The 22987-nt window shown below is 44.4% G+C and carries 28 protein-coding genes; 11 read left to right on the top strand and 17 right to left on the bottom strand.

Translation table 11 applies throughout. The annotated features are described in order from the left end of the window. Positions 1 to 63: 63 nt before the first annotated feature. Positions 64 to 1677, top strand: a complete 1614-nt coding sequence (thiP, locus tag IHV80_RS14415; RefSeq protein WP_192889466.1) for a thiamine/thiamine pyrophosphate ABC transporter permease ThiP — start codon at positions 64 to 66, stop codon at positions 1675 to 1677. Continuing rightward, the gene (gene thiQ / locus IHV80_RS14410) at positions 1677 to 2381 is read left to right on the top strand and encodes a thiamine ABC transporter ATP-binding protein (RefSeq protein WP_192889465.1); all 705 of its coding nucleotides are present in this window, start codon (positions 1677 to 1679) and stop codon (positions 2379 to 2381) included. Before thiP ends, thiQ begins: the two co-directional genes overlap by 1 nt. A gap of 109 nt (positions 2382 to 2490) precedes the next feature. On the opposite strand, the gene yjgA is transcribed toward thiQ, so the two are convergent. Beyond that, on the bottom strand, positions 2491 to 3015 hold the full coding sequence (gene yjgA / locus IHV80_RS14405) for a ribosome biogenesis factor YjgA (RefSeq protein WP_017107760.1): 525 nt from the start codon (positions 3013 to 3015) through the stop codon (positions 2491 to 2493). A gap of 118 nt (positions 3016 to 3133) precedes the next feature. Between yjgA and pmbA the strand changes: the two genes are divergently transcribed. After that, entirely contained in the window at positions 3134 to 4477 is a 1344-nt protein-coding gene (pmbA, locus tag IHV80_RS14400) for a metalloprotease PmbA (protein WP_099165089.1), read from the top strand. Between the two features lie 150 nt (positions 4478 to 4627). On the opposite strand, the gene mgtE is transcribed toward pmbA, so the two are convergent. From mgtE to IHV80_RS14340, 12 genes are all read right to left on the bottom strand, one after another. After that, a complete protein-coding gene (gene mgtE, locus IHV80_RS14395) occupies positions 4628 to 5983 on the bottom strand; it encodes a magnesium transporter (protein WP_192889464.1) in 1356 nt (451 codons plus the stop codon). A gap of 149 nt (positions 5984 to 6132) precedes the next feature. Then, on the bottom strand, positions 6133 to 6408 hold the full coding sequence (locus tag IHV80_RS14390) for an HPr family phosphocarrier protein (RefSeq protein ID WP_048659270.1): 276 nt from the start codon (positions 6406 to 6408) through the stop codon (positions 6133 to 6135). Positions 6409 to 6410: 2 nt separating this feature from the next. Further along, positions 6411 to 7280: an RNase adapter RapZ gene (rapZ, locus tag IHV80_RS14385; RefSeq protein WP_192889463.1), complete on the bottom strand. Its 870-nt coding sequence runs from the start codon at positions 7278 to 7280 to the stop codon at positions 6411 to 6413. A 1-nt stretch (position 7281) separates the two neighbouring features. Next, the gene (gene ptsN, locus IHV80_RS14380; protein WP_017107765.1) at positions 7282 to 7743 is read right to left on the bottom strand and encodes a PTS IIA-like nitrogen regulatory protein PtsN; all 462 of its coding nucleotides are present in this window, start codon (positions 7741 to 7743) and stop codon (positions 7282 to 7284) included. A gap of 1 nt (position 7744) precedes the next feature. Further along, the gene (hpf, locus tag IHV80_RS14375) at positions 7745 to 8032 is read right to left on the bottom strand and encodes a ribosome hibernation promoting factor (RefSeq protein WP_192889462.1); all 288 of its coding nucleotides are present in this window, start codon (positions 8030 to 8032) and stop codon (positions 7745 to 7747) included. Positions 8033 to 8094: 62 nt separating this feature from the next. Then, on the bottom strand, positions 8095 to 9555 hold the full coding sequence (locus IHV80_RS14370) for an RNA polymerase factor sigma-54 (RefSeq protein ID WP_192889461.1): 1461 nt from the start codon (positions 9553 to 9555) through the stop codon (positions 8095 to 8097). A 54-nt stretch (positions 9556 to 9609) separates the two neighbouring features. Further along, on the bottom strand, positions 9610 to 10335 hold the full coding sequence (gene lptB / locus IHV80_RS14365; protein ID WP_017107768.1) for an LPS export ABC transporter ATP-binding protein: 726 nt from the start codon (positions 10333 to 10335) through the stop codon (positions 9610 to 9612). Positions 10336 to 10337: 2 nt separating this feature from the next. Continuing rightward, the gene (gene lptA / locus IHV80_RS14360) at positions 10338 to 10832 is read right to left on the bottom strand and encodes a lipopolysaccharide transport periplasmic protein LptA (RefSeq protein ID WP_017107769.1); all 495 of its coding nucleotides are present in this window, start codon (positions 10830 to 10832) and stop codon (positions 10338 to 10340) included. Next, positions 10813 to 11376 (bottom strand): LPS export ABC transporter periplasmic protein LptC, encoded by a 564-nt coding sequence (gene lptC, locus IHV80_RS14355; protein WP_192889460.1) that lies wholly within the window; start codon positions 11374 to 11376, stop codon positions 10813 to 10815. The genes lptA and lptC overlap by 20 nt, the downstream gene beginning before the upstream one ends. Next, complete coding sequence (gene kdsC / locus IHV80_RS14350) at positions 11373 to 11930, bottom strand: 3-deoxy-manno-octulosonate-8-phosphatase KdsC (RefSeq protein ID WP_192889459.1); 558 nt, start codon at positions 11928 to 11930, stop codon at positions 11373 to 11375. Before kdsC ends, lptC begins: the two co-directional genes overlap by 4 nt. After that, entirely contained in the window at positions 11930 to 12901 is a 972-nt protein-coding gene (gene kdsD, locus IHV80_RS14345; protein WP_192889458.1) for an arabinose-5-phosphate isomerase KdsD, read from the bottom strand. Before kdsD ends, kdsC begins: the two co-directional genes overlap by 1 nt. 34 nt (positions 12902 to 12935) lie before the next feature. Next, positions 12936 to 13901 (bottom strand): calcium/sodium antiporter, encoded by a 966-nt coding sequence (locus IHV80_RS14340; protein ID WP_102438152.1) that lies wholly within the window; start codon positions 13899 to 13901, stop codon positions 12936 to 12938. A gap of 262 nt (positions 13902 to 14163) precedes the next feature. On the opposite strand from IHV80_RS14340, the gene mlaF reads away from it, so the two are divergent. From mlaF to IHV80_RS14300, 8 genes are all read left to right on the top strand, one after another. Further along, positions 14164 to 14958, top strand: coding sequence for a phospholipid ABC transporter ATP-binding protein MlaF (mlaF, locus tag IHV80_RS14335; protein ID WP_192889457.1), 795 nt, complete (start codon positions 14164 to 14166; stop codon positions 14956 to 14958). Position 14959: 1 nt separating this feature from the next. Beyond that, on the top strand, positions 14960 to 15739 hold the full coding sequence (gene mlaE / locus IHV80_RS14330) for a lipid asymmetry maintenance ABC transporter permease subunit MlaE (protein ID WP_192889456.1): 780 nt from the start codon (positions 14960 to 14962) through the stop codon (positions 15737 to 15739). A gap of 2 nt (positions 15740 to 15741) precedes the next feature. Next, a complete protein-coding gene (gene mlaD, locus IHV80_RS14325) occupies positions 15742 to 16233 on the top strand; it encodes an outer membrane lipid asymmetry maintenance protein MlaD (RefSeq protein WP_065104177.1) in 492 nt (163 codons plus the stop codon). Between the two features lie 40 nt (positions 16234 to 16273). Further along, complete coding sequence (locus tag IHV80_RS14320; RefSeq protein ID WP_192890780.1) at positions 16274 to 16897, top strand: MlaC/ttg2D family ABC transporter substrate-binding protein; 624 nt, start codon at positions 16274 to 16276, stop codon at positions 16895 to 16897. Next, the gene (locus IHV80_RS14315; RefSeq protein ID WP_102438160.1) at positions 16897 to 17205 is read left to right on the top strand and encodes an STAS domain-containing protein; all 309 of its coding nucleotides are present in this window, start codon (positions 16897 to 16899) and stop codon (positions 17203 to 17205) included. The genes IHV80_RS14320 and IHV80_RS14315 overlap by 1 nt, the downstream gene beginning before the upstream one ends. A 13-nt stretch (positions 17206 to 17218) precedes the next feature. Then, positions 17219 to 17473, top strand: coding sequence for a BolA family iron metabolism protein IbaG (gene ibaG / locus IHV80_RS14310; RefSeq protein ID WP_192889455.1), 255 nt, complete (start codon positions 17219 to 17221; stop codon positions 17471 to 17473). Positions 17474 to 17481: 8 nt separating this feature from the next. Then, positions 17482 to 18747: a UDP-N-acetylglucosamine 1-carboxyvinyltransferase gene (gene murA, locus IHV80_RS14305; protein WP_192889454.1), complete on the top strand. Its 1266-nt coding sequence runs from the start codon at positions 17482 to 17484 to the stop codon at positions 18745 to 18747. A gap of 152 nt (positions 18748 to 18899) precedes the next feature. Continuing rightward, complete coding sequence (locus tag IHV80_RS14300) at positions 18900 to 19625, top strand: 1-acylglycerol-3-phosphate O-acyltransferase (RefSeq protein WP_102438164.1); 726 nt, start codon at positions 18900 to 18902, stop codon at positions 19623 to 19625. Positions 19626 to 19749: 124 nt separating this feature from the next. Here the strand turns inward: IHV80_RS14300 and IHV80_RS14295 are convergent, their stop codons facing one another. The 4 genes from IHV80_RS14295 to IHV80_RS14280 form a co-directional block, all read right to left on the bottom strand. Then, positions 19750 to 20139 (bottom strand): RidA family protein, encoded by a 390-nt coding sequence (locus tag IHV80_RS14295; RefSeq protein ID WP_004735319.1) that lies wholly within the window; start codon positions 20137 to 20139, stop codon positions 19750 to 19752. Positions 20140 to 20274: 135 nt separating this feature from the next. Then, a complete protein-coding gene (gene pyrI / locus IHV80_RS14290) occupies positions 20275 to 20736 on the bottom strand; it encodes an aspartate carbamoyltransferase regulatory subunit (protein ID WP_192889453.1) in 462 nt (153 codons plus the stop codon). 12 nt (positions 20737 to 20748) lie between these two features. After that, positions 20749 to 21678 (bottom strand): aspartate carbamoyltransferase, encoded by a 930-nt coding sequence (pyrB, locus tag IHV80_RS14285; RefSeq protein ID WP_009847728.1) that lies wholly within the window; start codon positions 21676 to 21678, stop codon positions 20749 to 20751. Between the two features lie 287 nt (positions 21679 to 21965). Beyond that, positions 21966 to 22970 (bottom strand): ornithine carbamoyltransferase, encoded by a 1005-nt coding sequence (locus tag IHV80_RS14280; protein WP_192889452.1) that lies wholly within the window; start codon positions 22968 to 22970, stop codon positions 21966 to 21968. Positions 22971 to 22987 lie beyond the last annotated feature (17 nt).

The raw sequence follows: 22987 nt of genomic DNA, 5'->3' as shown, positions 1-22987 counted from the left end.
TTCTGTATTTAAAGGTTCGTTCGATATACTTTGAGCGAACTATTTACGGTAACAAATCAATTTATGATAAAGAAAACACCTAAGGTCGGGATTTGGGTTGCGATACTCATTGCCGCCTTCGTGGTTTCAGCAGTTGGGGCATTGCTTAGCAATGCCCCTTCTCTTGATATCAGCCAAGTATGGTCCGATCCTTACTATTGGCATGTAACGAAATTCAGTTTTTATCAAGCGACACTCTCAACTTTACTGAGTGTTGGCTTTGCTATACCTATTGCGCACGCTCTGTGTCGCAGGCAATTTTTTGGACGAGCTTTGTTGCTAAGGCTGTTCGCGTCGACCTTGGTTCTGCCTGTGTTGGTCGGTGTATTTGGCTTGCTCGCGATTTATGGCAACAGTGGCTGGTTAGCTAAATTTTTGGCTAACTTCGACATTGAATTGCCATTCTCAATTTATGGTTTGAATGGCATTTTGCTCGCACATGTCTTCTTTAATCTGCCTTATGCTAGCCGTCTGCTTTTACAAGCTTTGGATACCGTGCCAGCTGAGCAACATAAACTGTGTGCTCATTTGGGTATGAGTCATTGGAATAAATTTAAATGGGTCGAATGGCCACGTTTAAGGCAACAACTGCCACATGTTTGTGGTTTAGTCTTCATGCTGTGCTTCACCAGTTTTGCTACTGTAATGGCTCTTGGTGGTGGCCCGAAATCGACCACTATCGAGTTGGCAATCTATCAAGCGATTAAGTTCGATTTTGATCTACAGGCTGGTGCGTTACTCGCAATATGGCAAATGCTGCTGTGTGGTGTATTAGCGGTGAGTATTCAGCGCTTGTCTAAGCCAATCTCTGTGACAGCCAGTCAGCTGTCGGAAGATAAATATTTGGTTAAGGACAGCTGGTGGGCAAAAGCTTGGGATAGCTTTTGGATCATCGTAGTCTCAATGCTGGTATTGCCGCCATTAGCCATGGTTATCTTTAGTGGTATTAACTCTCAAGCTTTGACGGTGCTCAGCAGTGAACCGTTTTGGGCGGCGTTAATGACCTCAGTTCGTGTCGCTTCTTTAGCTAGTGTTATCGCTGTTTTTATTGGTATTGCGATACTGCTTACTAGTCGAGCATGGCGCTTGCAAAATAAGAATTTTCGAGCTGATAAAATCGAGTTGATTGGCACTATTATTTTAGTGACACCGGGGCTAGTGATTAGCACTGGTCTTTTCTTATTGTTGCGTTCATTTACCGATGTGTTCAGCTTGGCTTTCTTTATTGTGATCGCGGTGAACAGCTTGATGGCGCTACCTTACGTGATTAAAACCTTGGCTCAACCTATGCTGCACCTGTCTCAGCAGTATCAATATGTATGCGCGAGCTTAGGGATGACGGGTTTCACTCGCTTTAGGCTGGTGGAGTGGCGAGCTTTACGCAAACCTATGGCACACGCATTTTCAATCAGCTTCATGCTTGCAATGGGAGATTTAAGTGCGATTGCCTTGTTTGGTAGCCATGATTTTAGAACATTACCTTTGTATCTATTCCAATTACTAGGCAGCTATCAGATGGAAGCCGCAGCCGTTGTTTCGGTCAGTCTGCTGTTGTTGAGTGTGGGCAGTTTTAGCCTCATTGAATTTTTATTTACTCGAACCTCAAATCTCAACGCTAAAAAATTAAGGAACCGATGATGTTAGTGATGAAAGATGTGGACTACCACTATCACCAAGAGTTGTTTCGTTTTGATTTTCAAGCAGAGCAGGGCGACATTGTTGCATTGATGGGGCCTAGTGGTGCTGGTAAATCAACACTGCTGGCGCTGGTTGCTGGTTTTATTGAGCCGACCTCGGGTGAGATCTCGGTAGCAGGGCAATCCTTGATAGGTAAAGAGGCGCATCAACGCCCACTGGCTATGCTGTTTCAAGAGCATAACCTGTTTGCTCATCTTACCGTGCGTGAAAATATTGGTTTAGGGCTGCATCCAGGGTTAAAGCTTACCGCAACCCAAAAACTCGAAGTTGAGCAAGCAGCCGCACAAGTTGGGGTCGCGGAGTATTTAGATAGATTGCCTGAGCATTTATCGGGGGGTCAACGTCAGCGTGTTGCGCTAGCTCGATGTTTTGTACAGCCGCATGATATTTGGCTGCTTGATGAGCCCTTTTCTGCGCTTGATCCTTTGCTTCGTGAAGAGATGCTGAGCTTAGTGAAGCGATTAGCAGCAGAGCGAAACATTACTGTTTTGATGGTGACACACCACTTAGGTGATGCGCGCAGTATCGCGAACAAGTTTGTGTTTGTGGCTCTGGGTAAGGTTTTAGTTGAAGACTCGATAGATGCGCTAACTGTCGAGCACCCACAAGGCGAGTTGAGTTCCTTTGTTCGAGCTGGAGAATAACGACTGAGTCCTGATATTGAATACTTGTTGATATTGAGAGCGTCGAATACAAAAAGACCTAGCATGTGCTAGGTCTTTTATTATCTTTTTGAGTCAAGGGAGACGAAGATTAGTCGCCTAGTTTTAGCTCTTTTAAGATTTGGAAGATTTCACGAGAAGACTTAGCAGGTTTATTTGCCGCTTTCTCTTTGTTAGCTTGACGAGCTAACTGACGAAGACGTTGACGGTCTGCTTCAGGGTACATATCCATAACGTCTGAAATGGCAGCATCACCTTCAGCAACAACGCGGTCACGCAGTTGCTCTAGTTTGTGCAGTTCAACTGTTGCTTGAGAGTGTTTGTTGCGAATCTTATCTAAAGCCGCTTGAATCGGCTCTGGATCTACATTGCGCATTACTTTACCAATGTATTGAAGCTGACGGCGCTTTGCTTCATTTTTAAAGCGCTGTGCATCTTTAATCGCTAAAGCCAGATCTTCAGACAAAGGAAACTTATCAAGAATAGAAGGCTTTAGTTCAACAAGCTCTTCTCCCAGCTTTTGCAGGGCGTCCATGTCCGTTTTCATTTCAGTCTTACTTACCCAGATGATTTCTTCTTCTGGTTCCCATGGGGCTTTTTGGTTTTTGCGAGCCATCTTTTCTGCCTATGTCACTATCTCAAACGAATATATTGCCTATTTTAGCAAGAATCTTGGGGAGAAAGCGAAATTCTTGTTATCCTACGTAATATTGACCTAAAAAATTAGAATAGATATGGATGTAAAACAGCAAGTCGCCCAGCAAAGAGTTGAGCTAGAAGCCGCAGTAGCTAAAGCGTTGGATATGGCATCAGTGAGTGCAGACGCAGCTGAGGTCGCTATTACTAAGTCAACGGGTTTAAGTGTTTCCACACGCATGTGTGAAGTGGAAAACGTTGAATTTAATAGTGATGGTGCTCTAGGCATTACTGTTTATCGCGGCCAGAAGAAAGGCAGCGCATCTACATCTGATCTGAGTGAGAAGGCGATTGCTCAAACCGTCGCAGCCGCGCTCGATATTGCTCAATACACCTCTGAAGACCCTTTTGCCGGTCCTGCACCTAAAGAATATATGGTGAAAGAAATTCCTGATTTGGATCTTTTTCACCCGGATGAGCCGAATCCAGACTATGCTGCTGAGATTGCGATTGCTGCCGAAAGACAAGCACTCGCGTACAGCGACAAGATCAAACAAAGTGATGGCGCAAGCTATGACAGTCATTATGGCGTTAAGGTTTATGGTAACAGCCACGGTCTACTGGCCAGCTTCGCATCAAGCCGTCATAGCACAAGCTGTTGTGTCATTGGTGAGGGTGCTAATGGCGAAATGGAGCGTGACTACAGCTACACCGTTGCACGTCACCGTGATGAGCTTTGGACGCCTGAGCGTGTTGGTCAAGAAGCTGCAGAAAAGACTGTAAGCCGTTTGGATGCGAAGAAGCTTCCAACAGGTCAATACCCAATCATGTTCGCTAACGACGTCGCTACAGGCCTAATTGGCCACCTTGTGATGGCAATTAGTGGTGGTAACCTTTACCGCAAGTCTTCGTTCTTACTGGATCACCTAGGTCAGAAAATCCTGCCAGATTGGTTCAATATTTCTGAGCGTCCACATATCTTACGTGGTTTGGCTTCTAGCCCGTTCGACAGCGAAGGTGTTTACACTCAAGATCGTGAAATTATCACGGATGGTGTGTTAGCAACTTACCTTCTTACTAGCTATGCCGCTCGTAAGATGGAAATGACACCGACAGGCCATGCGGGTGGCATCCATAACTGGTTCGTTAAATCTACCGGTCAAAACTTTGAGCAAATGCTAAAAGAATTAGGCACAGGTTTCCTAGTTACTGAAGTGATGGGGCAAGGTGTGAATACCGTGACTGGTGATTACTCTCGTGGCGCAGCAGGTTTCTGGGTTGAGAATGGAGAGATCCAATACCCAGTATCGGAAGTGACGATCGCAGGCAATCTAAAAGACATGTTCACTCAGATTGTAGCGGTAGGTAATGACGTTGAAACTCGTTCGCAAATTCAAACCGGTTCTATCTTGCTTGAGTCGATGAAAGTCGCGGGTGAGTAATTTACTTAATTTGCTTTAGTTTTAATCTGAAGCTTAAATATGACGTATTAAAAAGGGAGCCTTGAGCTCCCTTTTTGTATTTAGCGTCTTAACTTAAAATAGGCTATCTGTTTATTCGCACTAGATAGCTATGTTTTAGGTGAGTATGGTTTAGATAAGTATGGTTGCTAAGCCTAAGAACACCGATAGGCCAATCACATCGGTCACCGTGGTGAGAGCCATGCCGCCAGCAAGGGCTGGGTCGATATTCATTTTCTTCAGCATCACAGGAATGGTTACACCAGCAATACCCGCGACAATCAAGTTTGTCATCATCGCTGCTGAGATAATGCCTCCCAAGATCCAATTGCCTTTCCAAGCAACCACTATACCGCCAATGATAACGGCCCATAGAATGCCGTTAAGGAAGCCGATAGAGGCTTCTTTAAGTAGTAGTTCGCGTTTGTTACTGTCACCGATGTGACCAAGTGCTAAACCACGAATGACCAGAGCGACGGTTTGGTTACCAGCAACACCGCCCATGGACGGTACGATGGTCATCAAAATAGCAATGGCTGCCATCTCATTCAGTGTCGCCTCAAACATGTTAGACACAGACGCAGCGGCGAGTGCAGCTAAAACATTTGCGCCTAACCAGACACTACGACGACGAGCGGATTTGACGACCGGAGCGAAGGTATCTTCGTCATCATCCATACCCGCCATACTCATCATCGAGTGTTCAGCATCCTCACGAATGACATCAACCACATCATCAATAGTGATACGACCGACAAGGTGTTGATTTACATCGACAACAGGAGCAGATACCCAGTTACGGCGTTCGAACAGACTAGCGAGATCAGAGGCACTGGTTTCAACAGCAATAGCTTCGTCTGCATCTTCCATTACTTCGGAAACCGCAACATCAGGTTGCGTCGTAATCAGCGTGCTGAGTGATAGGTTACCAATGAGGCGTTCATCATCGTCGATAACATACAATGCATCGGTAGCGTCTGGTAATTCACCACGCATACGTAAATAACGCAGGACGACCTCAACATCGACATCACCACGGATCGTGATTACGTCGGTGTTCATTAACGCACCCGCTGAATCTTCTGGGTACGATAGTGCCGTTTCAACTAAAGCACGATCAACGGAGTCCATTTGAGAAAGGACTTCGCGAGAAACATCGTCGGGTAGGCTTCGAAGTACGTACGCGACGTCATCGGTTTCCATACCTTCGGTTGCTTCTGCTAAGGTTTCTGGTGCCATTTTTGACACAAGAGCATCTTTGACGTCTTCGTTTAGCTCATCAAGAATTTCACCGTAGTCTTCAGGATCGGTGAGTTGCCAGAGTACATCACGACTTTTGCGAGGGGAGGCTTCTAAAAGGTGTGCAATATCTTCAGGTTCCATGTCCTGAAGTAGTCGGCGTACGTGAACAAATCGGCCGTTTTCTAGGGCTTCGCTGACTTCTTGGAGGGTTTGGTGAGCTTGGTCGAATTCTAATTGCTCTGCCATATTTTCCTCCTATCTCATTATTCTAACAATGTTTGGAATAGTAACTTAATTCTGGGGCTTATTTAAATCATTAACTTAGGTAGAACTAAGATTTAATTGTGTCCGGAAGTTCCTCCAGACTATTGGGTATTTGGCGTCATGATTTCGAGCTACTCACCCTCATCAAACTTGTCTTCAATTAAATGGCAGACAGCATCCAAGGCTTGTTGCGAATCAGTGCCCGCGGCTTGAATGGTGATATGTTGCCCTTGTGCTGATTCCAACATGAGCAGCCCCATAACACTGTCGGCTGTCGCGATTTTGTCTTCTTCACTATGGATAGTGATAGTGGCATCAAAGCTTTGTGCAAGCTCAACTAACTTTACCGCCGCTCTAGCATGAAGACCCAAACGATTTTGGATCAGTACAGTTCGAGTTAATTCCATGGTTAAACCTGCTGTTGTTTCTCTAGGGAGGCGTGTCTAATTTGAACTTGGTGTCCAAGTTGGTCGAAGTACTCACCAATTTTTTGCGTTAAATACACCGAGCGATGTTTGCCACCGGTACAACCAATCGCGACCGTTAGGTAACTCCGATTGTTCTTCTCTAACATCGGTAGCCACTGCTCTACAAAGCCCTGGATCTGCTGTTTGAGTTCAAGCACTTCAGAGTGTTTTTCTAGAAAAGAGTGAATAGGCGCATCAAGCCCAGTCAATGGTCGAAGAGCTGGTTCCCAGTGAGGGTTCGGCAAGAAACGAACATCAAACACATAGTCAGCGTCACTAGGTAGACCATATTTAAAACCGAAAGATTGAAAGACAATGATTAATTCTTGCTTCTCTTTTCCTTCAACTTTAAATCGAACCTTTTCACTTAACTCGTAAAGATTGCAGTCACTGCTATCAATGACGATGCAAGCTTGCTCAGCGAGAGGGGTCAGAAGGGTTTTCTCTAAATCGATAGCTTGTTCAAGTGATAACTTGTCTTGACCAATCGAAAGAGGGTGGATTCGGCGTGTTTCGCTGTAGCGTTTCAGTAGCGTCTGCTTGCTCGCATCTAGGAACAACACATTGAGGTCGATGTCGGTTGCAGATTCTAGTTGTTCTAGCGTATCTGTGACCAATTTCGGCTCTTTCGGCAGGTTACGGATATCAATGCTGACGGCAACGTTCTGATTGATTTCTCTTACTGATTCGACAAAGTCGCTGAGTAGATTTACTGGTAGGTTATCAACACAGTAATACCCCAAGTCTTCAAGAACTCGTAGCGCAACACTTTTACCGGCCCCAGATTGGCCACTAACAACGATTAATCGCATGCTATTGCTCGCAAGTTGGCACTTGAATCATGATGTCATAAAGCTCTTGATCACTCTGAGCATTACGCAACTGTTTAAGGGTCTGCTTATCGTTAAGTCGTTCTGCCATACAAGAAAGGGTTTTTAGATGTTCTTTACATTGTTCGCTAGGAACAAGCAGAGCAAATAATAGGTCGACAGGACGGTTATCAATCGCATCAAATTCGATGGGCTCTTGGCATTGCAGTAATACAGCAATCGCTTTATCACTGACATTCATACGAGCATGCGGAATAGCGATGCCATTGCCGATACCAGTACTGCCCATCTTTTCACGACTCAACATGCACTCAAACAGTTCTGTTGAATCTTGACCGCAGCTTTCAGCGGCGATTTGACTGATGAGCTCAAGGGCTCTTTTTTTGCTTGTGCATTGGACTGCACTTTTGGTGCAGTCCAATGAAAGTACTTCGCTTAATTGCATGTTAGTGACTACTTAGCTTTTCTTTGTGTTTGTTGAGTTGGCGAACGAGTTTATCAACCAATGAATCAATCGCAGCATACATATTTTCATCTGTTGCTGTTGCATGAATTTCGCCTTGATTTATATGAAGGGTCGCTTCTGCAATTTGATTGATTTTCTCAACTTTTAAAACAACTTGAATGCTATTGATATGGTCAAAAAAGCGTTCAAGTTTGTCGAATTTGGTGTGAACATAGTCTTGCATTGAATCGGTAAGATCAACGTGATGGCCTTGAATATTGATTTGCATAGACTTTCCTTTTCAGTTTGTTGTCTGATATATCACTTAGTTAAATAGCTAACTAAATAAGCTTATAACAGACGTTTACGCTGACTCGATGGGGCAATGCCCAGAGACTCACGGTATTTCGCTATCGTACGTCTAGCTACCTGAATTCCTTGGTCAGCCAGTAAAGCAGCAATCTTACTATCACTGAGAGGTTTTGCGGTATTTTCAGCCGCGACAAGCTTCTTAATGAGCGCGCGAATTGCTGTCGATGAACATTCGCCGCCATTGTCAGTACTGACATGGCTAGAGAAAAAGTATTTGAGTTCAAATATGCCACGAGGGGTGTGCATGAATTTCTGAGTCGTTACACGAGAAATAGTCGATTCGTGCATGTCGACAGCTAAAGCCACATCATTAAGTACCATCGGCTTCATGGCTTCTGCGCCATGTTCGAAGAAACCGCGTTGATGTTCAACAATACATCGTGCAACTTTGAGTAGCGTCTCATTTCGGCTTTCTAGGCTCTTAATTAACCATTTTGCTTCTTGCAAATTTGAGCGGATGTATTGGTTATCGGCGCTATTACCTTTGCTACCTAAGTCAGCGTATTGCTGATTTACTTTCAGTTTAGGTACGCTGTCGGGGTTAATGGTCACTAACCATTTGCCCAGATCTTTGAATACCGATACATCGGGAACGACATATTCAGTTTCGTCTGGGGTTATCTTACTGCCAGGACGAGGGTCCAGTTGTTGAATGAGCTGCAAAACTTCACGTAGTTCTGCTTCTTTCAACTTAGTCTCTTTGATGACCAGTTTGTAATCACGATTACCGAGTTGATCGATATGGCTAGTAAGTACTAACTTAGCTTCGTTGAGCCAAGGCGTGTCTTGAGGGAAGGTTGCCAGTTGCAGTAACAAACAATCTTGAAGGTTCACAGAACCGACACCAAGCGGGTCAAACTGTTGGATTCTTTTGCGTACGGCTTCTACTTCATCAAGATCGATCTCTTCGTTGTCGAAGTTTTCGAGGATGTCTTCGCACGTTACGGTTAGGTACCCATAGTCATCAATGGCATCAATCAGTGCAAAGGCTATGGTTCTGTCAGTTTCAGAGAACGGAGTGAGGTCGAGTTGCCAAAGTAGGTAGTCGTGCAGGCTTTGCGTTGTTTCACCTTGATAGACGGGCATATCATCGTCAATGGCAATACCCGTATTTCCGGTATTCGCGCTATAAACGTCTTCCCAAGTGGTATCGATTTCTAGTTCGTTGCCAATCTCTGATTTTTCGATTAATTCGGAGCTATCTGGTAAGTCCGGTTCCGCGGTTTCAACTGTTTCTTTCTCGTCACTGCTAGGTTTCTCTTCTGATGTAGGCGTTTCTTCATTGCCTTCTTCGACATCGAGTAGTGGGTTGGATTCTAGTGCTTCTTGAATCTCTTGCTGCAAATCTAATGTAGACAATTGCAACAAACGGATCGCTTGCTGCAATTGAGGAGTCATTGCTAACTGTTGGCCTAGCTTAAGTTGTAATGAGGGTTTCATTCAGTGGTACTTACCTAGTTATTATTCTAAGAACTCTCGATACTCTCTATATAATCATAGACGGAATTGTTCGCCTAGATAAACTTGTTTAACTTGTTCGTTATTGAGAACATCTTCAGGAGTCCCCTCTGCAATCAGGTGCCCTTGGCTCACAATGTAAGCTTTTTCACACACGTCCAATGTTTCGCGAACGTTGTGGTCGGTAATCAAAACGCCTAAGCCGCGATCGCGCAGGTGAACAATGATTTTTTTGATATCAATAACTGAGATTGGGTCAACACCAGCAAACGGTTCATCCAATAGAATAAACTGAGGATTGGCTGCAAGTGCTCGGGCAATCTCAACACGACGGCGCTCACCACCCGACAGAGCCATACCATTACTGGTTCGGATATGTTGGATGTGGAACTCTTCAAGTAAGTCTTCTAGCTTATCCTGACGCTGTTCGTGAGTCAGTTCATCACGCGTTTGTAAAACGGCCATGATGTTGTTCTCAACTGACAACTTACGGAAAATAGACGCTTCTTGAGGCAGGTAACCAATACCAAGGCGTGAACGACTGTGCATTGGCAGGATACTGATGTCGAGGTCATCAATGCTGATAGTGCCTTCATCACGCGCAACTAAGCCAACAATCATATAGAAAGACGTGGTTTTACCTGCGCCGTTGGGCCCAAGTAATCCTACGATCTGGCCTGACTCTACCTGTAAGCTTACGTCGGTGACGACTTTACGCTTGCTGTATGTTTTCGCTAGGTTCTTTGCTGTAAGGACTGCCATGATTACTTGTTCACTTCAGTGGGTTGTAAAACCGTTGATACACGTTTGTTCTCACCACTGTCAGCGACTAATTTTTGAGAGCCGATCTGGTAAGTGATTTTAGAACCACGAATGATGCTGCCATCTTGAGATAGCATTGCATTCTTGGTCATGATCAATCTGTCCGCAACAAGCTGGTAATGTAAGTCGTCAGCTTCGCCGTAGAGTGTCTTCCCGTCATCAGTAAGCTGAGAGAAGGTTGCTGGCTTACCGAAGCCTTGAATTTCTTCAATTTCACCGTTGACCGCGTTTCGAGTAACAATCACTTTATCAGCATTGATATTGATGCTGCCCTGCTTAAGAACAACATCGCCGATGAATGTGACTTTGTTGCTTTTCATATCCAGTTGCTGACTGTCTGAATCAATATAGACAGGCTGCTCGCTATCCGAAGATAGGGCGTATACGCTTGGCGCAGCAAAGGCAAAAGCAAGTAAACTAAGGGGTAAGAGTTTCATATCTACCTTGAACAGAATTAAAGAGGGTTGCATTGTTGGTACCGAAGTTACCCTTCATTGCTTGCCCCTCAGTTTCAAAAAATGTACCGATCATATGGACCGGAGTCTCTGAATAAAAATCTCGGCTAGTGAGCTCAACAACCATTTTATCGGTTGTCATAGTATCGAAGCTCGCTTCTGGCAATAGGTTCTTGGCTACCACGTTATCATAAAAAGTAACGACTTGATTTTCATCCATGATCGCGCGATCAGCGGTCACTTGCCATTCAATCGTATGTCCTTCGCGGAAAACAGAGAGAACGGGGTTTTGAAAATGTGTATCGCCAACAACGGAGTAGTGTTCCAAATAGGTGGATTCAACCTGATAGCTACGAATACCACTTTCGTCATAACTGATGTTATCTAGACTTTTGCCACTAAAAGCCGGCAGCTCTAAATTTGGAGCTACTTGTATCGTTGATCTTTGCTCTTTGTCGAACAAGTAATAGGTCGACCAAGAAGCAATAAATATGAGTATTAAATAGATAATACGAGTAAAACTCATATGCTTAAACCTTTATGCATGTCGAGTTCATTTCTTGCTTGTAGGATAAGATCGCAGACTTCACGCACCGCACCATGACCACCTTTAATGGTTGTCACGTAATTCGCTCGTCTAGCAAGTAGTGGGTGACCATCTGCCACACATACCTTCAAGCCAACTTTTTCCATCACTGGCCAATCGATCAGATCGTCACCGATGTAACCCGTATTGATTGGGTCTACAGAAAGCTTATCGCAAATATCTTGGTAGGCTTTAACTTTATCATCTTGACCTTGGTAGATAAGTTTAATACCAAGAGCTGTCATGCGGTTCTCAACAATTTGAGATTTACGGCCGGTGATGATCGCGATTTCAATGCCCGCGTTCATCAGCGATTTAATGCCGTAGCCATCACGAGTGTGGAATGTTTTCAGTTCTTCGCCGTTGTTGCCCATGTAGATGCGACCATCTGAGAATACACCATCAACATCGCAAATCAGCAGTTTGATATCTTTTGCCATTTCGAACACGGCTGCGTCTGCTGTGCCATATAAGGTTTCTACAGTGTTTGTCATTACATTACCCCTGCTTTGAGTAAGTCATGCATATTTAGGGCACCGACGAGTTTGCCTTCATGGCATAACATCAAACCATTAATGCTTTTTGCTTGCATCAGATTTAAGCCTTCAACCGCGAGCATGTTTGGTTCGGCAACGGTTGGGTTTTGTGTCATTACATCGCCGATCTGCGTACTATGAATATCAATGCGCTTATCTAGAATACGACGTAAATCACCGTCGGTAAAAATACCTGCCATTTGACCGTTATCGCCAACAACCGCGGTCATACCGAGACCTTTTTGCGATATCTCTAGTAGAGCATCTCTGACTAGGGCGTTAGGTGCAACGACAGGAAGTTCATCACCAGTGTGCATGATATCTTCAAGCTTCAATAATAGTTGTCGACCCAAAGCGCCGCCAGGGTGAGACAAAGCAAAATCTTGCGCAGTAAAGCCTCTGGCTTGTAAAAGTGCAACGGCTAATGCATCACCCATCACCAAGGTTGCCGTGGTGCTGGTTGTTGGCGCAAGTCCTAGCGGGCACGCTTCTTCTGGCACGGATATTTGTAAATGAATATCAGATAAAGTCGCCATGTTTGAAGCTGGCTTACCGGTCATGCTGATGATCTTGATGTTCAAGCGCTTCAATACCGGAAATAGGCTCAGGATTTCACCTGATTCACCCGAGTTGGATATCGCTATCACAACATCACCAGCCCCGATCATACCTAGATCACCATGCGCGGCTTCTCCTGGGTGTACGAAGAAAGCGGATGTACCTGTACTTGCCAACGTTGCTGCTATTTTGTTGCCGATGTGGCCAGATTTCCCCATGCCCATCACAACCACTTTTCCTTTGTTGTTCAGGATAAGGTCGCAAGCTTTGCAAAAATCATCATTAAAATATTGGTCCAATTGAGTAAGACCTGCAACTTCGGTTTCCAAAACTTGCTTTGCAACACTGCGATAATCGAATGACTGAGACATCAAATACTCCAAGTACGGGAAGTTAAATCAATAATTAAGCTGACATGTTCATTAGTAGGTAACTTTGATACGCCACAAACGTCACAATCAATACGCCACCTTCAATACGATTCACACTGCGAGATTTACCGAGTGCCATTACAACAAGCAGTAGGGATACGCCTAGCATTACCCAGAAATCACGACCCATCGCAAATTCACTCAGGATTGATGGATTTAAGATGCCCGGAATACCCATAACAGCAAGTATGTTGAATACGTTTGAACCGATGATATTACCCACGGCCATGTCATCTTCACCCTTCATTACACCTGCAAGAGATGCTGCAAGTTCAGGTAGGCTGGTGCCAACGGCAATGATAGTTAAACCAATTACCAGGTCGCTCATGCCAAAGAACTTCGCGATAACAACCGCATTATCAACCAACATATTGGCAGCTAGAGGTAAGATAATTAGACCAACCACTACCCACATTGCGGCTTTAGGGTTGCTTACGCCTTCAGGAACTTCAGATTCTTGCTCTTCAAGAAAGGCATCACCATTCTTTTTCTCACTGCGGCTGATTTGTAGCATTGCGAATAAGAATGCGGCAAAAAGAACAAACAACAATACGCCTTCGTAGAACCCTAAATGGTTGTCCCACAGCAAAGCGCCAGCTAATAGAGTGACACCAATCATTAATGGTAGTTCACGGCGAATCACACCAGAGCTGATAGATAGCGGCTTGATAAGCGCTGTAATACCTAAAATCAGAGCGATGTTAGCGATGTTAGAACCTAAAACGTTACCAACTGCAGTATCTGTTTTTCCGTCGAGAGCAGCTGTTGCTGAAACCATCATTTCTGGTGCAGAAGATCCCATTGCAAGAATCGTCATACCGATAACTAAAGGTGAAATACCGAAGTTGCGGGCAAGAGCAGCGGCTCCATAAACCAGTTTATCTGCACTCCACACCAAAAAACCTAGACCGATAATGAGAAACGCAATCGCTTCAAGCATGATGATTCCTAAAAATTAATAAAAAACGGAGAATTAACCGCTAATTTTGACTTGTTGATAGATAAAAGGGAAGTCACTCTACAAATTAATTCAGGGTTAGTGATAAAGAAATGCACTCGAAAGGTGAATTTTTCAATGCTTTCAAATCCCTGCCTGTCTTTTTGTTTTATGTAATTAATCGAACAGTGCTTTTAATTCTAAAGTAGACTCATTATTATTACAGCCATAATTGATGTTTTTTAGAGCAAGGAAACAACAGGTCATGTTGAATACTGAGCTTGTGAAGGTTAAAAACCTCAGCTTCTCTCGAGGCGAGCGAGTTATCTTTGATGACATTAGCTTAGAGGTACCTCAAGGCAAAATTACTGCAATCATGGGGCCGTCTGGGATTGGTAAAACCACCTTACTTCGTTTGATTGGCGGTCAACTGCCTCCAGATGCTGGGGAAGTGTGGTTTGATGGCGATAATATTCCTGCGTTGTCACGCCGTAAGTTATATCAAGCCCGTAAAAAAATGAGCATGCTTTTCCAGTCGGGTGCACTTTTTACGGATCTCAATGTCTTTGATAACGTGGCATTTCCCCTTCGCGAACATACTGAGCTTAACGAGAAGTTCATTCGTACTGTTGTTTTGCTTAAACTTGAAGCGGTAGGCTTGCGAGGCGCGGCTCAATTGATGCCAAGTGAGCTATCCGGCGGCATGGCAAGGCGAGCGGCTTTGGCTCGTGCGATTGCTTTGGATCCGGAACTGATTATGTACGATGAGCCTTTTGTCGGCCAAGACCCAATTACTATGGGTGTGCTTGTTGAGCTAATCCGTAACCTTAATCAGGCTTTGGGTTTAACCTCTGTTGTTGTATCCCATGATGTGCCAGAGGTGATGAGTATTGCTGATTTAGTTTATCTGCTTGCTGATGGCAAAATCATAGCAAGTGGATCGCCTGACGAGCTGTACAACAATAGTGATCCAAGAGTGCAGCAATTTTTGCAAGGTGATGCGGATGGCCCTGTGCCATTTAGGTTCCCGGCAAAGAGTCTAGAAAAGGATTTGTTTTAATATGATTGCGAAAACTATTGCGGGTGTCGGTAAACGAACACTTGCGATCTGTGAGTCATTTGGTCGAGCAAGCCTGATGTTATTTGGCGCTTTGTTTGGCATCCCGAGACTAAAAAACTTCCCTTTATTAGTTAAACAACTTTATAGCGTTGGCGTTCAGTCATTGGCTATTATTTTAGTTTCGGGTCTGTTCATCGGTATGGTACTTAGCCTACAGGGTTATGTCGTATTAATTGATTACGGCGCTGAAGGTAATCTTGGTCAAATGGTCGCGTTGTCGTTGCTTCGTGAACTCGGCCCTGTGGTAACGGCGCTTTTATTTGCCGGGCGTGCTGGTTCAGCATTGACTGCGGAAATTGGCTTAATGAAGGCGACGGAACAAATCTCTAGCCTTGAAATGATGGCGGTCGATCCTCTTAAACGGATTATTGCACCACGACTTTGGGCCGGGCTTATCTCAATGCCTTTGCTTGCTATGATCTTTATGGCAGTAGGTATCTGGGGCGGCCAAATAGTGGGTGTTGATTGGAAAGGTATTGACCACGGTAGTTTCTGGTCTGCGATGCAATCTTCTGTTGAGCTGGGTCGAGATATTGGCAACAGCATGATCAAATGTATGGTCTTCGCTATCACCGTAACGTGGATCGCGCTTTTCAATGGCTATGATGCGGTACCGACCTCTGAAGGTATTAGTCAGGCAACCACACGCACAGTAGTGCACTCTTCTCTAGCGGTATTAGGGCTAGATTTTGTTCTTACCGCATTGATGTTTGGGAATTAATCATGCAACAAACTCGAAAATTAGAATTATGGGTCGGCACCTTTGTTATTGCCGGAATTTGCGCAATCTTAATCATGATCTTTCAAGTCGCTGACGTAAAAGGTCTAGGTTCAAACCATACTTACAACTTAAAAGCGACCTTTGACAACATTGGTAGCCTGAAAGTTCGCTCTCCGGTGAAGGTAGGTGGCGTGGTTGTTGGCCGAGTTCAGAGTATTCAGCTTGATACTGAAAGTTATCTCCCTGTGGTTGAACTGTCTATTGATGCGAAGTACTCACAATTTCCTGATACCTCTAGTGCTCAAATCTTAACGTCTGGTTTAATTGGTGAGCAATACATCAGTCTTGTTCCTGGCTTCATTTTTGAAGATGAAGAGATGTTGGTTGATGGTGACTCAATTGAAGACACCAAATCAGCATTAGTACTAGAAGATTTGATTGGACAGGTGCTGTATAGCGTTGGCGGTTCTGACGATAACGAAGCTAAGGAGTAGTCTCATGTTAAAGACTAACAACCTATTGAAAAAATGGTTTATGGCAGCGGTTGCTTTACTGATGACAACTCAAGTTTTTGCCGAAGAATCGATTGACCGCACTCAGCCTTATCAGATGATGACTCAAGTTGCAGAAGTGTCTTTTGAACGCCTAAAGAACGAGCAAGAGAACATCCACAATGATCCTGAATTATTGAAGGTTATTGTGGAAGAAGAATTGATGCCTTATGTGAACGCACAATATGCGGCACTTAAGTTGTTAGGACCTAACCTAAAAGGGGCGGACAGAAAAGACGTACGTGTATTTATCGATGCATTCCGTAAGTACCTCGTTTCTTCTTATGCTCAAGTGCTGACTCAGTACTCGGATCAGACGATTCAATTTGGTCCTGAGCCAAAAATCAAAGCGGATAGCCGTATTACCAGTATCAAGGTAGATATCATCGATACGCCACGCCCAAACATTAAGCTTGAATTTAAGCTGCGCAAAGACAAAAAATCAGGCGAGTGGAAGGCATTTGATATGGTTGCTGAAGGCATTAGCCTACTTTCAAGTAAGCAGTCAGAGTGGAATACTAAGATTCGTCAAGAAGGCATCTTACAAGTTGCCGACGAACTAGAAAAACTGGCCGCACAACCGATTCGTTTTGAGAGTAACAAATAATGAGCCATTCTCAATGGCAAGCACTAAGCTCTAAAGAGTATCAGCTGCTCGGTGATATCGACCGAGACAGTGTCCCTGCAATCTGGCGTATATTGGAAAAGTGGCAAACGACGGAATCAGACGTTGAAATTGACCTTAGCCATATAAATCGAGTCGATTCAGCAGGAATGGTGATGCTAATTCACTTATTAGAGCATGCAAAAAATCAAAACTGTCATATAATGCTCAGTTTCGTGCCAGAACAATTGCGAACGTTGTTCCAATTGAGCAATATCCAGCCAATGATGGCAGAACACATAAAAAATTAGGCAGGAGCTATTTGTGGACAGCACAAAAGTACAAGAATTATTAGCAGAAGCACTGAACCTTCAGGAGATTTTCGTGAAGGGTGAAGGCAGTCATTACGAAGTTGTTGCCGTTGATCCATGTTTTGATGGCATGAATCGAGTTAAGAAGCAGCAACTAATCTACGGCCCACTAATGGAATACATTCAACGCAATGACATCCATGCTCTTTCTATTAAGGCTTTCACGCCAGAAGAGTGGGGACGTGATAAGAAACTGATGTCACTTTAAGGTTTATGATGGAAAAGTTTCGAGTTATTGGATCGGATAAGCCGTTAAGCGGTGAAGTGACGATCTCAGGCGCAAAAAATGCAGCGCTACCTATTTTATTCGCATCAATCCTTGCTGAAGAGCCGGTTGAAGTGAGTAATGTTCCTCACCTACGTGACATCGATACTACGATGGAACTACTTAAGCGTTTAGGCGCAAAAGTATCACGTAATGGTAGTGTTCATGTTGATGGCAGCGAAATTAATGAATTTTGTGCGCCTTACGATTTAGTGAAAACAATGCGTGCTTCTATCTGGGCTTTGGGTCCTCTAGTTGCTCGTTTTGGTGAAGGCCAAGTGTCACTTCCTGGTGGTTGTGCAATTGGTGCTCGACCTGTTGATTTGCATATCCATGGCCTAGAGCAACTAGGTGCGACCATTAAATTGGAAGATGGTTATGTAAAAGCAAGTGTTGATGGCCGTCTGAAAGGCGCGCATATCGTGATGGATAAAGTAAGCGTAGGCGCTACGATTACTATCATGTGTGCAGCAACATTAGCGGAAGGGACAACAGTATTAGACAACTCTGCGCGCGAGCCTGAGATTGTTGATACGGCTGATTTCCTAAACAAACTAGGTGCTAAGATTTCTGGCGCAGGTACAGACACGATTACTATCGAAGGCGTTGAGCGTCTTGGTGGTGGTCATCACTCTGTGGTTGCTGATCGCATTGAAACAGGTACGTTCCTTGTAGCGGCTGCAGTTTCTGGCGGTAAAGTTGTTTGTCGTAATACCAACGCTCATCTTCTTGAAGCAGCTTTAGCTAAGCTTGAAGAAGCGGGTGCGAAGATTGAAACGGGCGACGACTGGATTAGCCTAGATATGACAGATCGTGAGCTGAAAGCGGTGAAAATCGTAACAGCACCTCACCCTGGCTTCCCAACAGACATGCAAGCTCAGTTTACTCTGCTTAACATGATGGCGAAGGGCAGTGGTGTGATCACTGAGACTATCTTTGAAAACCGCTTTATGCACATTCCTGAATTACAGCGAATGGGCGCAAAAGCTGAGATCGAAGGTAATACAGCTATCTGTGGTGAAACCGAGAAATTGAGCGGCGCTCAAGTCATGGCAACGGACCTTCGTGCATCTGCGAGCCTTGTTATTGCTGGTTGTATTGCTCAAGGGGAAACCATCGTTGACCGTATTTATCACATCGATCGTGGTTACGATAAGATTGAAGATAAACTTTCAGCCTTAGGCGCAAACATTACGCGATTTCGTGAGTCGAGCTAACTTAGGTTAGTGAGTTCATGAATCAGTAAGATAAAAACACAAAAGTCGGAACCTTGGTTTCGGCTTTTTTATAGTTGTATTTACCGCTAGTGACTCTGTTGTACACCTTAGTGTGAGTCGATAAATGAGCTTTGCGGTTGGTGAGGAACAAAATGATAGCAATATTACGTATTTTCGCATTGGCGATATTTGCGATTCTTATGTTTGTATTTGGTTGTGGTTACTGTCTACTTAGTCCACGTAATCCGAAACACGTATTTACCTTTGGCCGCTATTTCGGTCGCATGTCGAAGATCTTCGGCATGAAGTTAGAGCTTCGTATCCCGGAAGATGCCTATTCTCGTGGCCAACACGTTTACGTTGCGAACCACCAAAATAGCTGGGATCTATTCACGATTTCATCAGCGGTAACGCCTAAAGTCGTGACTGTTGGTAAGAAGAGTCTAGCGTGGATGCCTCTTTTTGGTCAGCTGTATTGGCTGACGGGTAATATCCTAATTGACCGAGCTAACCGCAGCAAAGCGGTAGGTACGATTGACCAAGTGGTTACTAGCCTTAAAGAGAGTGATGTCTCAGTGTGGATGTTCCCTGAAGGAACTCGTTCTCGTGGTCGTGGCTTGTTGCCATTTAAGACAGGTGCTTTCCATGCTGCAATTGGCGCTGGTTTACCTATTATTCCTATCGTGTGTAGCTCAACAGGTGGCGTGAAGCTGAACCGTTGGAACAATGGTCATGTGATTGTTGAAATGCTGCCACCAATCAGCACTGAAGACTACGATAAGTCTAATGTTCGCCAACTCGCTAACCTAGCCCGCGAGCAAATGGCCGCTAAACTTGAAGAGTTAGACAAAGAAGTCGTTGAGCTTAATAAGAAGTAATCATCTAAGCAAAACAACAGACAATAAAAAAGGTTGCCAATTAGGCAACCTTTTTTGTATCTGATAAACACTCAGCATTACGCTAAGTCGTTTATTAGAAGACGTTTAATCTAGAGATTAAAACCTATTTACGAACCGCAATAGCTTCGATCTCGATACCTACATCTTTTGGCAGACGTGCTACTTCAACACATGAACGTGCAGGGTAGTTTGCAACGCCGTGCTCATCAAAGAATTTACCGTAAACTTCGTTTACTGTGCCGAAGTCGTTTAGGTCTTTAACGAATACCGTTAGTTTTACGATGTCTTTTACAGTCAGGCCAGAAGCTTCAACAACCGCTTGAACGTTGTCTAGAGATTGGCGAGCTTGTTCTGCGATATCAGCAGATACTTCACCAGTTGCTGGATTTACTGGGATTTGACCAGAAGTCAGAACCATGTTGCCAAGGTCAACGCCTTGTACATATGGGCCGATTGCAGCTGGAGCAGATTCTGTGTGAAGTACTTTAGTCATTGGTTATTCCGTCAGTTATTAGATAAAAAGCGATTTTCAGTGTGCCTTCAAACTTAGGATAGGTAAAGAGCAAAATACCCCGCACGGGCGAGGTATTGAATAGTTTTTGCGTTCGATCGGCGTTGCCGTATGACGTTATCTTTCTGTCACGATCTCACGAGAGAAGACTTTTTCGCAGTACTTACACTTCAATCGAATATCTTCTTTCTTTTCAAAGATTTTAAAGCTGCTTTCAACGGGCTCGTTGTGAGTAATGCAGTTGGTGTTTGGACACTCAAACACATCGTTGATTTGCTCAGGAAGCTCTAATGCTAGCTTCTTAACCACTTCGTAATCTTCAATTTGGTTAACGGTCGCGTGAGGTGCATAAAGAGCCAGCTTGCTCGCTTGTTCTTCGGTGATAAACACATTCTCAATCTTGAGTAGGTCTTTTCCACCTAGTGCAGAAGACGGTAGGTTTAGGCCAATCGTCACTCGCTGATTAGAGTTATGCATGTCGAACAACTTGAGTACCTTGATCCCGATGTTGGCTGGGATGTGGTCGATTACCGTTCCGTTTTTGATGGCTTCAACTTTTAATTGAGTCTCTTTAGACATGATATGTCTCCTCTACAGCGTTTCGTTAAGAACAAGGGCTAGCAATGCTTCACGCGCGTAAACACCGTTCTCTGCTTGTTGGAAGTAGTAAGCGTAAGGTGTTTTATCGACGTCAATCGTAATTTCGTCAACGCGAGGCAGAGGGTGTAGAACCTTTAGGTTATCACGTGCATTTTCCAGCATAGGAGCCGTCAGGATGTACGCTGATTTGATGTGCGCGTATTCCGATTCATCAAAACGTTCTTTCTGAACTCGAGTCATGTACAGAACATCCAGCTCAGGAATCACATCTTCCATGTCTGTCAGTAGTTGGTACTTGATTCCCGCTTCATCAAGCTCTTCACAAATGTAGTCAGGCATCGCCAGTGCTTCTGGAGCAACGAAATAGAAACAGATGTTGTCGAACTTCGCTAGTGCTTGAGTCAGCGAGTGAACCGTGCGGCCGTACTTAAGGTCACCAACGAATGCAACGTTAAGGTTATCTAAGCGACCTTGAGTTTCGGCAATAGAGAACAGGTCTAATAGTGTTTGTGTTGGGTGTTGGTTTGCGCCGTCGCCCGCGTTAATCACAGGTACACCGTTAGAGAACTCAGAAGCCAGACGCGCTGCGCCTTCTTGAGGGTGGCGCATTACGTAAGCATCAACGTATGAAGAGATAACCTGTACTGAGTCTGCTAGCGTTTCGCCTTTCTTCGCCAGTGACGTGTTACCACCGCTGTCGAAACCAATCACGTCACCACCGATGCGTTGAATTGCCGTTTCAAAAGAGAGACGAGTTCGCGTTGAAGGTTCGAAGAAGCAGCTTGCAACAACTTTGTTCTTGATGAGTTCTGGGTTTGGTTCCGCTTTGAGTTGACCTGCCGTTTGAACAATTAATTCTAGCTCTTCACGAGAAAGCTCTGGAATTGAGATGATGTGCTTTTGATAGAGCGAATTCGCCATGATCTTCTTCCCCACAATAATGTATTGGCCATAAAAAAGCCCCCCATAATGGGAGGCTTTAAAAAAGTGCTGAAAAGCAGAATAGACGGCCTGGCAAGCATGCTAGCTTGCGAGCAATATTTGGTGTTTTCACAATTTTATTATGTGTTTTCACAATATCATTATGTTTTATCACAACATTGGTTGGCGTCATTTTCACTACTCTCAGACAAATTGCCGAGAATTATACGCTTTCAATTTGTGAGCGCAAGCGATTACATCAAGCTTTTGTTTACTTTCATTATTCTCTATTGGCCAAGTGTCGCGACCATTACCGCTTTGATGGTGTGCATGCGATTCTCTGCTTCATCAAACACAATCGAGTAGTCAGACTCAAATACTTCGTCTGTTACTTCTAAACCGTTCATTCCATATTTGTCTGCGACTTGCTGGCCGATCACGGTTTCATTATTGTGGAAAGCAGGCAGGCAATGCATGAACTTCACTTGAGGGTTGCCTGTGAGCTTTATGACATCCATATTCACTTGGTAAGGCGTCATTACCGCCACACGTTCGTCCCAAGCTTCTGGTGCTTCACCCATGGAAACCCAAACATCGGTGTAAAGGAAATCACAGCCTTTCACACCTTCGGTAACGTCTTCTGTTAGCGTGATTTTTGCACCTGTAGTTTGGGCTATAGTTTGGCATTCTTCGACAAGCTGTTCTTCTGGCCAGAACGCTTTAGGCGCGACAAGGCGAATATCCATACCCATTTTCGCCGCACCCACTAACAGAGAATTACCCATGTTGTTACGTGCATCACCTAGGTAAGCAAAACTGATTTGATGCAGATGCTTTCCTCGACCATGCTCAAGCATAGTGAGGAAATCAGCCAAGATCTGAGTAGGGTGGAATTCATCGGTTAGACCATTCCAAACCGGTACACCCGCATAAGCGCCAAGATCTTCGACAATACTCTGGCCAAAACCACGATATTCAATACCATCGTACATACGACCTAATACACGCGCTGTATCTTTCATTGATTCTTTCTGACCAATCTGAGAGCCAGAAGGACCTAAGTAAGAGACTTGAGCACCTTGATCAAAGGCGGCTACCTCAAAAGCACAACGTGTTCGAGTTGATGCTTTTTCAAAGATCAAAGCGATATTTTTACCATTAAGCTTTTTCTGCTCGGTACCTGCATACTTTGCTTTTTTTAGATCGGCAGACAGGTCGAGCAAAAACTGAATCTCTTTAGGAGTAAAGTCGAGAAGTTTTAGAAAGTTACGATTGCGAAGATTAAAGGCCATCTCTCGCTCCTTGGGTA

The sequence above is a fragment of the Vibrio bathopelagicus genome (genome assembly GCF_014879975.1).
Classification (GTDB): Bacteria; Pseudomonadota; Gammaproteobacteria; order Enterobacterales; family Vibrionaceae; genus Vibrio; species Vibrio bathopelagicus.
Note: the sequence above shows the minus strand (reverse complement) of the source record. Positions and strands in the feature narration are given on the sequence as shown.